Here is a 12,762-nt window from a genome sequence, read left to right as displayed (position 1 = left end):
TTGTGCCGCACTATATAGGAAGGGCCCATGCCAGCAACACAAAGCACCACGCAGCATGCATTTAGTTACTTAGATTTTGAACGCGAAGCTTGGTCAACACTCCGAAAATCTGTACCACTCACCTTAACTGAAGATGATCTAGAGAGCATTCGTGGTATTAACGAAGCGCTATCATTGCAGCAAGTGTGCGACATCTATTTACCCCTCTCGAGATTACTTAATCTTTATGTGAAAGCACGACAAGACCGTCGTGAAGTACTGGCCAATTTCTTAGGCAGCAATAAGCATGTTCCATACATTATTGGTGTTTCGGGCAGTGTTGCAGGCGGCAAAAGTACCACGTCGAGAATCTTGCAAGCGCTATTACAACGTTGGCCAGAACATCCCAAAGTAGACATTGTTACTACCGACGGCTTTTTGTACCCCAATGAAGAGCTTGAAGCTCGTGGTTTGATGCAACGAAAGGGTTTTCCAGAAAGTTATGACCAAAAGGGACTGGTAGAGTTTGTGTCTGCACTAAAAGCAGGCGAAGCTAAAGTGTCTGGCCCGATATATTCACACCTTTCGTATAACATTGTTAAAGACAAACAAGTTGTGGTTGAACAACCCGATATTGTTATTTTGGAAGGTTTGAATGTACTGCAGTCTTCTGGGGATTACCCCAAGCAACAGGCTAGGCAAGTATTTGTTTCTGATTACTTAGATTTCTCAATTTTTGTGGATGCTAAACCAGATCTTTTAGAAACGTGGTACGTTGAGCGTTTTCAAAAGTTTAGGGCGAGCGCCTTTACTAATCCCAATAACTATTTCCACCATTATGCCGGCTTAGACGAACAACAAGCTGACCAAGTGGCTAAACAAATCTGGTCGAGCATTAACCAAGTTAACTTGATGGAAAATATTTTACCTACTCGGGAGCGTGCTGATCTCATTTTAGAGAAAGGGCAAAACCACGAAGTTAGCCGAGTTCGCCTACGAAAATGACCTTACCTTTTCCACTTCTAGAAAACGTGTGTTTGCGCCGTTATAACAGCTTTGGTCTTAACCCCAACGCTCGTTACTTATTTGAATTGAATAATGCGCAAGACCTACCACAGTTGTTTACTTGGATAAACCAACAACAGTTACCATGGATAACTATAGGTAGCGGTTCAAACTTATTATTACTCGAAAATTTTAAAGGGGTGGTGATCGTAAACCAACTCCAAGGCATAGAGGTTGAGGAGCAAGCGCAACACTTCAACATTAGTGTTGCTGCTGGTGAGGACTGGCATGAGTTTGTAAAGTGGACGATTGAGCATGGATACTTCGGGCTAGAGAATCTCGCCCTCATACCTGGCACCTTAGGGGCTTCTCCAGTACAAAATATCGGTGCTTATGGACTGGAACTGGCTGATGTGTGCAGCGAGGTAGAGTTTTTTCACTTAGAGACTCAATCATTAAGGCGCTTGAATAGTGAACAATGTGAATTCAACTACCGAGACAGTATCTTTAAGCAAAGCCTAAAGGGAAAGGTTGTTATTACTAATATTACCCTTTGCTTAGCTAAACAGTGGTCAGCTAAGCTTAGCTATAGTGGTCTTAATCAGTTGCCTGTTTCAGCAAGTGCTAAACAAGTCTTTGATAAGGTCTGCGAGCTTCGCAATAGCAAGCTACCAGATCCAAGTAAGCTAGGAAATGCCGGAAGCTTCTTTAAAAACCCGATAATCAGTCGTCTGCGCCTAGAAGAATTGTTGACGCGGTTCCCAGCTCTTCCTCATTATTCAACTACAACGAGCGATGTTAAGGTTGCTGCAGGTTGGTTAATTGACCAATTAGGACTAAAAGGGCATCGCATTGGCGATGCAGCAGTACATCAAGAACAAGCCTTGGTATTGGTGAATATTCAGCAAGCATCTGCCAATAATGTCCTCGACTTATGTCGGCATATTAGGCAACAGGTTTGGCAGCAGTTCAGTATTTTACTGGAACCTGAAGTGCGCTTTATTGGAGAGCTTGGAGAGGTTCAACCAAATAGCGTTTTAGGGTTGCCCAATGCGAGAGAATAAACCTTATAAGCTTGTTCAAGCATTGGCTCGCGGGCAGTTTTGTTCGGGTGAGCAACTCGCTCAACTGCTTGGGGTCTCACGCACTACTGTTGCAAGCTATATCAACAAGTATACCCAGCTAGGTTTAGATATTTATAAAGTGAAAGGTAAAGGCTACCGGCTTGCCGCTCCTATCTCTTTGCTTGACTTAGAACGGTTAACCTTAACGTTGCCAGATAATTCACCGGTGGTGATCGAACAAGTGGATTCAACCAACGCATGGTTGATGAAAAACCTCAATCAACTTCCTCATGGGCAGGTTGTTCTCGCTGAATTTCAAAGCGCTGGCAGAGGCCGTCGTGGCCGCACTTGGCAAACACCTTATGCTGGCCAGCTTTGCATGTCGCTGTTGTGGCGTCTACAAGATGGCATCGAAGCGGCAATGGGTTTGAGCCTTGCTGTTGGTCTTGCTGTGGTGGAAGCCCTTGAACAAGCGGGTTATTCCAACCTTGGGCTAAAATGGCCTAATGATATTTACCTCGATGGTAAAAAGCTGGGCGGTGTATTGATAGAACTGCAAGGCCATGCAAATAGTGAAGTTAGTTTAGTTGTAGGCGTTGGTGTAAATGTTCGGGTCGACGATGAAAGAGCTAAGCACATCGATCAGCTATTTACCCAATTAGAAAATGATCCGAGTCAAATACTTGATCGCAGCCAACTAGCCTGTTTAATTGTTCAATCCTTAAATCAAATGTACGCAGTGTTTCGTGAACAAGGATTTTCAGCCCTGCAAGAACGCTGGAACCGCTACGACGTATTTAAGAACCAGCCAGTGAGCCTTCGTTTTTCTGAAGACAAAGTGCTGTTCGGTCTTGCTAAAGGCGTAGACCAGCAGGGACAACTGATACTAGAAACTGACGCAGGCGAGCAAGTGTATATGGCGGGTGAAGTCTCGCTACGTGGCCAATAATTGACCCTGCTGGCTGATTTTTGCGCGTTCAATGCTTTCCTTAGGTTTTTTTTCCATTTGCTTGTTGCATTTAATAAATGCATTACATAGAATGCGCAGCACTTAAGCGATGCCGATTTAGCTCAGTTGGTAGAGCAACTGACTTGTAATCAGTAGGTCGCCAGTTCGACTCCGGCAATCGGCACCATCTCTTAAGTGTAAGGCTTCATCTAGTTTTAGGTGACAGTGTGGGGGGGTTCCCGAGTGGCCAAAGGGAGCAGATTGTAAATCTGCCGCGAAAGCTTCGATGGTTCGAATCCGTCCCCCCCCACCATTATTTTGGTAGTAGGTCGTCTTCCAAAGGTTTGATGCGGGCATCGTATAATGGCTATTACCTCAGCCTTCCAAGCTGATGATGCGGGTTCGATTCCCGCTGCCCGCTCCACGTTGCTGATATAGCTCAGTTGGTAGAGCGCACCCTTGGTAAGGGTGAGGTCGGCAGTTCGAATCTGCCTATCAGCACCACATTCCTTTAAATTCTCCCTATTACTCTTTACCGTTTGGTAAACGCAAACCAATGGTGCTTTTGTGCCAATAACCTTTATCCAGAGGGACTATTATGTCTAAAGAAAAATTTGAACGTAATAAACCGCATGTAAACGTTGGTACAATTGGCCACGTAGACCACGGTAAAACTACACTAACAGCCGCTATTACTAACGTACTTGCAAAAGTATACGGTGGTGAAGCTAAAGATTTCGCAGCAATCGATAACGCTCCTGAAGAGCGCGAGCGTGGTATTACGATTTCTACTTCACACGTAGAGTACGATACTCCAAGTCGTCACTACGCACACGTAGACTGTCCTGGACACGCCGATTACGTTAAAAACATGATCACTGGTGCTGCACAAATGGACGGCGCTATCTTAGTAGTAGCTTCTACAGATGGCCCAATGCCACAAACACGTGAGCACATCCTGCTTTCACGTCAGGTTGGTGTACCTTACATCATCGTATTCATGAACAAATGTGACATGGTAGATGACGAAGAATTACTAGAATTAGTAGAAATGGAAGTTCGTGAACTTCTATCTGAATACGAATTCCCAGGTGATGACATTCCAGTAATCCAAGGTTCAGCGCTTAAAGCCCTAGAAGGCGAAGAAGCATGGGAAGCTAAGATTGTAGAGCTTGCAGAAGCCCTAGATACTTACATTCCTGAGCCAGAGCGTGACATCGACAAGCCATTCCTACTACCAATTGAAGATGTATTCTCAATTTCAGGTCGTGGTACAGTTGTTACTGGTCGTGTTGAGCGTGGTATCGTTAAAGTTTCAGAAGAAATTGAAATTGTTGGCGTAAAAGAAACCACCAAAACAACTTGTACTGGTGTTGAAATGTTCCGCAAGCTTCTTGACGAAGGTCGTGCTGGTGAGAACTGTGGTATTTTGTTACGTGGTACTAAGCGTGATGACGTACAACGTGGTCAAGTACTTGCAGCTCCTGGCTCAATTACTCCACACACCAAGTTCGAAGCTGAAGTATACGTACTAAGCAAAGACGAAGGTGGCCGCCATACTCCTTTCTTCAAAGGTTACCGTCCACAGTTCTACTTCCGTACAACTGACGTAACAGGTGCTGTAGAGCTTCCTGAAGGTGTTGAAATGGTAATGCCTGGCGACAACTTGAAATTTGTTGTAGAGCTAATCTGCCCAATCGCGATGGACGAAGGTTTACGCTTCGCAATCCGTGAAGGTGGCCGTACAGTAGGTGCGGGTGTTGTAGCTAAAATCTTCGAATAAGAAGACTTAGTGCAATAGAAGAAAAGGTCGCTTAGGCGGCCTTTTTTGTTTTTAGCCGATAGAAATTAACGGCACATTGCTTGTTGATGAAAATGCAGCGGTTTTATTGCCAATTGAGTCGCGTTTTTTCGACATTCAAGGGTTACAATCTTGAAACAAAGTGCCTATAATGTCGGGCTTCGTGCTATAGGGGTGTAGTTCCAATGGCAGAACGTCGGATTCCAAATCCGAATGTTGGGAGTTCGAATCTCTCCACCCCTGCCACTATCCCTTGATAAAGGGATTTATGATTTTGTGGGATTATTTGTAGGTTGTTTGATGAGTACCAGTACTGAAAACCAAAGTGGGTCGTTAGATGGCCTAAAATGGGCATTAGCTGCTCTAATTTTAATCGCCGCTGTAGTAGGTAACTACCTATATACAGATATGTCGGTATTAGTGCGTGTTCTAGGTGTTGTTATTGCCTTGATCGCTGCATTAGGCATTGCTTCGCAAACCGCTAAAGGCAAGCAAGCCTTCGAATTTGCTAAAGAATCGCGTATGGAAGTGCGTAAGGTTATCTGGCCTACTCGTCAAGAAGCCATTCAAACTACCATGATTGTATTAGCTGCTACTGCATTCATGTCGCTAATTTTATGGGGACTAGACGCTATCTTGGTTCGTTTAGTTGCCTTTGTAACAGGGGTGAGTATCTAATGACTGAAGAGCGCAAATTACGTTGGTATGTGGTTCAAGCCTTTTCCGGCTACGAAGCTCGTGTATCTAAATCTCTTAAAGAATATATTCAAATCCATTCTATGGAAGAGTCTTTCGGTGAGATCTTAGTACCAACTGAAGAAGTGGTAGAAATGCGCGCCGGTCAGAAACGTAAGAGTGAACGCAAATTCTTCCCTGGTTACGTTTTGGTTCAAATGGATCTAAACGACGAAAGCTGGCACTTAGTGAAAAGTGTGCCTCGTGTTTTAGGTTTTATTGGCGGAACGGCAGAACGTCCAGCGCCAATTTCTGATAAAGAAGCAAAAGCTATCCTTGATCGCCTGGACGAAACGAGTGATAAGCCAAGACCAAAAACATTGTTCGAACCAGGCGAAGTGGTTCGAGTTACCGACGGTCCTTTCGCCGACTTCAACGGTACTATCGAAGAAGTGGATTACGAGAAAAGTCGCGTAAAAGTATCAGTGTTGATTTTCGGACGTGCTACGCCAGTAGAGTTAGAGTTCGGACAAATCGAGAAAGGCTGATAAAAAATAAACAATCAGTTGTTTTTAGGGCAGGGGATCGACTATAATCCGCTGCCCTTTGTTCTATCGGGAAGCTAATCGCATTTGCGAAAGGCGTTTGAACCCACAATAAGGTAAATTTAAAATGGCTAAAAAAGTCCAAGCTTATATTAAGCTTCAAGTTGCTGCGGGTGCCGCAAACCCGTCACCACCAGTTGGTCCTGCTCTAGGTCAACATGGTGTAAACATCATGGAATTCTGTAAAGCATTTAACGCTAAAACAGATTCAATTGAAAAAGGCGCGCCAGTTCCAGTAGTAATTACTGTTTATTCTGACCGTTCTTTCACTTTTGAAACCAAAACTCCACCTGCTTCTTTCTTATTGAAAAAAGCGGCTGGCATTAAATCTGGTTCTGGTGTTCCAAACAAGAATAAAGTTGGCACGGTTACTCGCGCTCAACTAGAAGAGATTGCAAACGCTAAAGCAGTTGATATGACTGGTGCAGACGTAGACGCAATGTGTCGTTCAATTGAAGGTTCTGCCCGTTCTATGGGCTTGGTTGTAGAGGGCTAATACGATGGCAAAACTTTCGAAGCGCATGCGTGCGATCAACGAAAAAGTTGATTCAACAAAAGAATACTCAATTAACGAAGCTGTAACTCTACTTAAAGAATTAGCATCTGCTAAATTCCTTGAGAGCGTTGACGCTGCCGTTAACCTAGGCGTAGATCCTCGTAAATCAGACCAAAACGTACGTGGCGCAACTGTGCTACCTCACGGTACTGGTCGTAACGTTCGCGTTGCAGTATTTACTCAAGGTGCAAACGCTGAAGCCGCTACAGAAGCCGGTGCTGACATTGTTGGTATGGACGACTTAGCCGCTCAAGTTAAAGCTGGTGAGATGGACTTTGACGTAGTAATTGCTTCTCCAGATGCAATGCGCGTTGTAGGTCAACTAGGTCAAATCCTAGGTCCACGTGGTTTAATGCCTAACCCTAAAGTGGGTACAGTTACACCTAATGTAGCTGATGCAGTTAAACTAGCTAAAGCCGGTCAGATTCGCTACCGCAACGACAAAAACGGCATTATCCATACTACTATTGGTAAAGCTGATTTTGACGCTGACAAGCTTAAAGAAAACTTAGAGTCGTTGGTTGTAGCTCTTAAGAAAGCTAAACCTGCTCAATCTAAAGGTCAATTCATCAAGAAAGTTAGCTTGTCTACCACTATGGGTGCAGGCTTATCTATTGATGTAAATACTTTAGATACTCAAGCGTAATTATTTACAACGCGTGAAATTTATACTAAAATTTCGCGCTTTGTAATTATGGGTAAGGGCTTCGGCCCTCATCCAAGACCGTAGGTGCTTAATCGCTTAATTCCCTACGTAGATGGTGAGGAAACCCAAGAATAAATTTTTATTCTGGAACGCCAAACCGTAACGGCCTCTAAAGCTTAATGATTTAGAGGGAAGTAAACACCAGATTTATCTGGTATTGGATCCAGGAGTAAAGCCAATGGCCTTAAGACTCGAAGACAAAAAGCAAATTGTTGCTGGCGTCAACGAAGCTGCCAAAGGTGCACTTTCTGCAGTAGTTGCTGATTCACGTGGCGTAACTGTAGATGCGATGACTTCACTTCGTGCTAAAGCACGTGAAGCTGGCGTATCTATGCAAGTGGTACGTAATACCCTTGCTCGCCGTGCAGTAGCTGGCACAGACCTAGAATGTCTTACCGATTCATTCTCTGGTCCTACTTTGATTGCCTTCTCTAACGAGCACCCAGGTGCTGCAGCGCGTCTGTTAACAGATTTCGCTAAAGAGCAAGACAACTTTGAAGTACGTGCAGCAGCATTTGAAGGTGCATTAGCAGACGTTAACGTTCTTGCAAAACTACCAACTTACGACGAAGCAATTGCCAAGTTAATGGCAACTATGAAAGAAGCTTCTGCAGGCAAGCTGGTACGCACTCTGGCCGCATTACGCGACCAAAAAGAGTCAGAAGCAGCATAACTTGCTTGTTGCTACATTATTTTATAAATTTAATTGAATTTAGGAATTTGAGTCATGTCTATCACTAAAGACCAAATTATCGAAGCTGTTGCTGAAATGTCAGTAATGGACGTTGTTGAACTAATCGAAGCTATGGAAGAGAAGTTCGGTGTTTCTGCTGCTGCAGCTGTTGCTGTTGCTGGTGACGCTGGTGCTGCTGCTGAAGAGCAAACAGAATTCGACGTAATCTTAACTGCTGCTGGCCCTAACAAAGTTGCTTCTATTAAAGCAGTTCGTGGCGCTACAGGTCTTGGCCTGAAAGAAGCTAAAGGTTTAGTTGATTCAGCTCCTGCTACTGTTAAAGAAGCAGTATCTAAAGAAGAAGCTGAGACGCTTAAAGCTGCTCTTGAAGAAGCTGGTGCTTCTGTTGAGCTTAAGTAATCTACCTATAAGTAGATTACAGCCTTTATAGGCTATGGCTGGTGGTTAATTGACCACCGGCCTTTTTGCGCTGTAAGACGCCGTCTTTTTTATCACCGTTTTAGATGGTGCGTCTAGCAAAAAACGTTGGGATGTATTTCCAGCGAAAACCGACAAACGGTATGTAAGAACTGTCCCAGATATTGAGGACAGAGTGGGTCACTTATCAGCGAGCTGAGGAACCATATGGTTTACTCTTATACAGAGAAAAAACGCATTCGTAAGGACTTTGGAAAACGTCCTCAAGTAGTGGACACGCCTTACCTGCTTTCAATACAGCTTGACTCTTTTGAGAAATTCATAGAGATCGATCCTGAAGGCGAGTATGGGCTGGAAGCTGCATTCCGCAGTGTATTCCCGATTGCCAGTTATTCAGGATATTCAGAGCTACAATATGTTAGCTACCGTCTTGGCGAGCCGGTTTTTGACGTTAAAGAATGTCAAATTCGTGGAGTCACCTACTCTGCTCCCTTGCGCGTTAAACTGCGCTTAGTGTTATTTGATCGTGAAGCTCCGGCTGGCACGGTTAAAGACATCAAAGAGCAAGAAGTTTACATGGGTGAAATCCCATTGATGACAGGTAACGGTACTTTTGTAATTAATGGTACTGAGCGTGTTATCGTATCCCAATTACACCGTAGTCCTGGTGTGTTCTACGATCACGATCGTGGTAAAACGCACTCTTCAGGCAAGGTGTTATATAATGCTCGAGTTATTCCTTACCGTGGTTCATGGTTAGACTTCGAATTCGATCCTAAGGACAACTTGTTTGTTCGTATCGACCGTCGTCGTAAACTTCCAGCATCTATTATCTTGCGCGCGTTAGAAATGACTACGCAAGAAATTCTAGAAACCTTCTTCGATACCACCGCTTTTGAACTAAAAGACGGCAAGGTAATGATGGAGTTGGTTCCTGCGCGTTTGCGTGGTGATACTGTTTCTTTCGACGTGATGTTAAACGGCGAAGTATTAATCGAAACAGGTCGTCGTGTAACTGCACGCCACATTCGTCAATTGGAAAAATCAGGCGTCGAGCAAATCGAAGTGCCGGTTGAGTACCTAGCCGATAAAGTATTGGCTGAAGAATATATTGATGAAACTACTGGTGAAGTAGTTGCAGAAGCGAACAGTGAATTAAACCTAGAGTTAATTGCTGCGCTATCTGAAGCGGGCCACAAGGTTCTAAAAACCATTTACACAAATGATTTAGACCATGGTTCATTTATCTCAGATACCTTACGCGTAGATTCTTCAACTAACCGCCTTGAAGCGCTAGTAGAAATTTACCGCATGATGCGTCCTGGTGAGCCACCAACAAAAGACGCTGCAGAAGCCTTGTTCGAGAACTTGTTCTTCAATGGCGACCGTTATGACTTGTCTACGGTTGGTCGTATGAAGTTCAATAGCCGCGTTGGCCGTGAAGACGGCTCAGTAGCTGGCGTGCTTGATAAAGACGACATCGTTAAGGTAATGCAAACACTGATTGAAATTCGCAATGGCCGTGGTGAAGTTGATGATATCGACCACCTTGGTAACCGTCGAATTCGTAGTGTTGGCGAAATGGCTGAAAACCAATTCCGTGTTGGTTTAGTTCGTGTAGAACGTGCAGTTAAAGAACGCCTAAGCCTTGGTGACCTAGACGCGCTAATGCCACAAGACTTGATTAACGCTAAGCCTATCTCGGCTGCGGTTAAAGAGTTCTTTGGTTCAAGCCAATTGTCTCAGTTCATGGATCAAAACAACCCGCTTTCTGAAGTAACACACAAACGTCGTGTTTCTGCATTAGGCCCTGGTGGTTTGACTCGTGAACGTGCTGGCTTTGAAGTACGTGACGTACACCCTACGCACTACGGTCGTTTATGTCCGATTGAAACACCGGAAGGTCCAAACATTGGTTTGATTAACTCGTTAGCGGTTTATTCGCGCACCAACGAGTTTGGTTTCCTAGAAACCCCTTACCGTAAAGTTATCGATGGCCAAATTACTGACGAAGTAGATTACTTGTCGGCAATTGACGAAGGCACTTACGTAATCGCTCAGGCGAATGCTGAAGCCGACGTAGATGGCAAAATGGTAGAAACAGATTTAGTACCTTGTCGCCACAAAGGTGAATCAACGTACATGCCTACTGACCAAATTCAGTACATGGACGTAAGTCCTCAGCAGATTATTTCTGTTGCTGCATCGTTGATTCCATTCTTAGAACACGATGATGCAAACCGTGCATTGATGGGTTCAAACATGCAACGTCAAGCTGTACCAACCCTACGAGCTGATAAGCCATTAGTAGGTACTGGTATTGAGCGCGCGGTTGCAGTTGACTCTGGTGTAACTGTTGTGTCTAAACGTGGCGGTACGGTTGATTACGCTGATGCGAGTCGCATCGTAGTTAAAGTAAATGAAGACGAAATGCTTCCTGGCGAAGCGGGTATCGACATTTACACCTTAACTAAGTACACCCGTTCAAACCAAAATACCTGTATTAACCAACGTCCAGTGGTTAAAGCTGGTGAACCGGTTTCTAAAGGCGACGTACTAGCAGATGGTCCTTCAACTGACTTAGGTGAGTTGGCACTTGGCCAAAACATGCGCGTAGCGTTTATGCCTTGGAATGGTTACAACTTTGAGGATTCAATTGGTATCTCTGAGAATGTAGTAAAAGAAGATCGCTTTACTACTATTCATATTCAGGAACTAAGTTGTATCGCTCGTGACACCAAGTTAGGTACTGAAGAGATTTCTGCAGATATCCCTAACGTAGGTGAGTCAGCGCTAAGCAAGCTTGATGAGTCAGGTATTGTTTATGTTGGTGCAGAAGTTAAACCTGGTGACATTCTGGTTGGTAAGGTTACACCTAAAGGTGAAACACAATTAACTCCTGAAGAGAAACTTTTGCGAGCTATCTTCGGTGAGAAAGCGTCTGATGTTAAAGATACATCACTACGTGTACCGAACTCTGTATTTGGTACCGTAATCGACGTTCAAGTCTTTACTCGCGATGGCGTAGAAAAAGACAAGCGTGCTCAAGAAATTGAGTCTATGCAGCTTAAAGAAGCGAAGAAAGATTTAACCGAAGAATTCAAGATTCTTGAAGAAGGTATCTTTGCTCGTGCCAAGTCTGTATTGATTGCAGCCGGTAAATCAGAAGCTGATTTAGATCGTCAGCAACCAGCAGATTGGTTAGAAGCAGCATTAAGCGACGAAAACGCACAAACACAGCTAGAGCAAATTGCTGCGCAATATGACGAAATCAAAGCTGAATTCGACAAGCAGTTCGACATCAAGCGTCGTAAGATCACTCAAGGTGATGACTTAGCGCCTGGCGTATTGAAAATTGTTAAAGTTTACCTAGCGGTTAAACGTCGCATTCAACCTGGTGACAAGATGGCGGGTCGTCACGGTAACAAAGGTGTAATTTCTACCATTGTTCCACGTGAAGATATGCCGTATGACGAAACTGGTCGCCCAGTAGACATCTGCTTGAACCCACTAGGTGTACCATCGCGGATGAACATCGGTCAGATCCTAGAAACCCACTTAGGCTTAGCGGCTAAAGGTGTTGGTGAGAAAATCGACGAAATGCTGAAAGTTCAGCGTGAAATCGAAATGGATAAACTGCGTGATTTCATCCAGAAAGTGTACAACGTAGGTGATGACGCGCTTAAAGTTGACGTTGCAAGCTTCACAGATGAAGAAGTAATGACACTGGCGAAGAACTTACGTGGCGGTGTGCCTATGGCAACACCGGCATTTGATGGTGCTAAAGAAGCTGAAATCAAAGAGCTATTACGCTTAGCCGATTTGCCTGATTCAGGTCAAATCGTGTTGTGTGATGGCCGTACCGGTCAAGAATTTGAGCGCCCTGTAACTGTTGGTTACATGTACATGTTGAAACTTAACCACTTGGTTGATGACAAGATGCACGCTCGTTCTACTGGTTCTTACAGCTTGGTTACTCAGCAGCCTCTTGGTGGTAAAGCACAGTTCGGTGGTCAGCGCTTCGGTGAGATGGAAGTATGGGCACTTGAAGCATACGGTGCTGCTTACACCTTGCAGGAAATGCTAACGGTTAAATCAGATGATGTTAACGGTCGTACTAAGATGTACAAAAATATCGTTGATGGTAATCATCAGATGGAACCAGGCATGCCTGAGTCGTTCAACGTGTTGCTTAAAGAGATCCGTTCTCTTGGTATCAACATTGAGTTGGACGAGCTGTAAGCACAGGACTTCACCTGATTTAAAAGCAAGGCGGGCGTTTCATTAGAAACGCCCCAGGTTTAACTCCAA

At 44.3% G+C, this 12,762-nt stretch carries 11 protein-coding genes and 5 tRNA genes; all 16 read left to right on the top strand.

What is annotated here, in order from left to right; all coding sequences use genetic code 11:
• Positions 1 to 27 precede the first annotated feature (27 nt).
• The 16 genes from coaA to rpoB all read left to right on the top strand — a co-directional run bounded on the left by coaA (position 28) and on the right by rpoB (position 12,693).
• Positions 28 to 984: a type I pantothenate kinase gene (gene coaA, locus ACLD71_RS02840; RefSeq protein WP_137674364.1), complete on the top strand. Its 957-nt coding sequence runs from the start codon at positions 28 to 30 to the stop codon at positions 982 to 984.
• Positions 981 to 2,048, top strand: coding sequence for a UDP-N-acetylmuramate dehydrogenase (gene murB, locus ACLD71_RS02835; protein ID WP_411992881.1), 1,068 nt, complete (start codon positions 981 to 983; stop codon positions 2,046 to 2,048). Before coaA ends, murB begins: the two co-directional genes overlap by 4 nt.
• Positions 2,035 to 2,997: a bifunctional biotin--[acetyl-CoA-carboxylase] ligase/biotin operon repressor BirA gene (birA, locus tag ACLD71_RS02830; RefSeq protein WP_411992879.1), complete on the top strand. Its 963-nt coding sequence runs from the start codon at positions 2,035 to 2,037 to the stop codon at positions 2,995 to 2,997. The genes murB and birA overlap by 14 nt, the downstream gene beginning before the upstream one ends.
• Positions 2,998 to 3,108: 111 nt before the next feature.
• Positions 3,109 to 3,184 (top strand) — tRNA-Thr (locus tag ACLD71_RS02825).
• A 42-nt stretch (positions 3,185 to 3,226) separates the two neighbouring features.
• Positions 3,227 to 3,310 (top strand) — tRNA-Tyr (locus tag ACLD71_RS02820).
• A gap of 36 nt (positions 3,311 to 3,346) precedes the next feature.
• Positions 3,347 to 3,421: transfer RNA gene (locus ACLD71_RS02815), tRNA-Gly, on the top strand.
• 4 nt (positions 3,422 to 3,425) lie between these two features.
• A tRNA-Thr gene (locus ACLD71_RS02810) sits at positions 3,426 to 3,501 on the top strand.
• A gap of 94 nt (positions 3,502 to 3,595) precedes the next feature.
• Positions 3,596 to 4,780, top strand: coding sequence for an elongation factor Tu (gene tuf / locus ACLD71_RS02805; protein ID WP_137674361.1), 1,185 nt, complete (start codon positions 3,596 to 3,598; stop codon positions 4,778 to 4,780).
• 188 nt (positions 4,781 to 4,968) lie between these two features.
• A tRNA-Trp gene (locus ACLD71_RS02800) sits at positions 4,969 to 5,044 on the top strand.
• A gap of 54 nt (positions 5,045 to 5,098) precedes the next feature.
• Positions 5,099 to 5,476, top strand: coding sequence for a preprotein translocase subunit SecE (gene secE, locus ACLD71_RS02795; RefSeq protein WP_137674360.1), 378 nt, complete (start codon positions 5,099 to 5,101; stop codon positions 5,474 to 5,476).
• Positions 5,476 to 6,021: a transcription termination/antitermination protein NusG gene (gene nusG / locus ACLD71_RS02790; protein ID WP_137674359.1), complete on the top strand. Its 546-nt coding sequence runs from the start codon at positions 5,476 to 5,478 to the stop codon at positions 6,019 to 6,021. Before secE ends, nusG begins: the two co-directional genes overlap by 1 nt.
• 124 nt (positions 6,022 to 6,145) lie before the next feature.
• Positions 6,146 to 6,574, top strand: coding sequence for a 50S ribosomal protein L11 (rplK, locus tag ACLD71_RS02785; protein WP_137674358.1), 429 nt, complete (start codon positions 6,146 to 6,148; stop codon positions 6,572 to 6,574).
• A 4-nt stretch (positions 6,575 to 6,578) separates the two neighbouring features.
• Entirely contained in the window at positions 6,579 to 7,280 is a 702-nt protein-coding gene (gene rplA / locus ACLD71_RS02780) for a 50S ribosomal protein L1 (protein WP_137674357.1), read from the top strand.
• Positions 7,281 to 7,518: 238 nt separating this feature from the next.
• A complete protein-coding gene (rplJ, locus tag ACLD71_RS02775) occupies positions 7,519 to 8,013 on the top strand; it encodes a 50S ribosomal protein L10 (protein ID WP_137674356.1) in 495 nt (164 codons plus the stop codon).
• 54 nt (positions 8,014 to 8,067) lie between these two features.
• A complete protein-coding gene (rplL, locus tag ACLD71_RS02770) occupies positions 8,068 to 8,433 on the top strand; it encodes a 50S ribosomal protein L7/L12 (protein WP_137674355.1) in 366 nt (121 codons plus the stop codon).
• 225 nt (positions 8,434 to 8,658) lie between these two features.
• Positions 8,659 to 12,693 (top strand): DNA-directed RNA polymerase subunit beta, encoded by a 4,035-nt coding sequence (rpoB, locus tag ACLD71_RS02765; RefSeq protein ID WP_411992876.1) that lies wholly within the window; start codon positions 8,659 to 8,661, stop codon positions 12,691 to 12,693.
• Positions 12,694 to 12,762: the final 69 nt, after the last annotated feature.

The sequence above is a fragment of the Agarivorans sp. DSG3-1 genome, assembly GCF_046774965.1.
Lineage (GTDB): Bacteria > Pseudomonadota > Gammaproteobacteria > Enterobacterales > Celerinatantimonadaceae > Agarivorans.
Note: the sequence above shows the minus strand (reverse complement) of the source record. Positions and strands in the feature narration are given on the sequence as shown.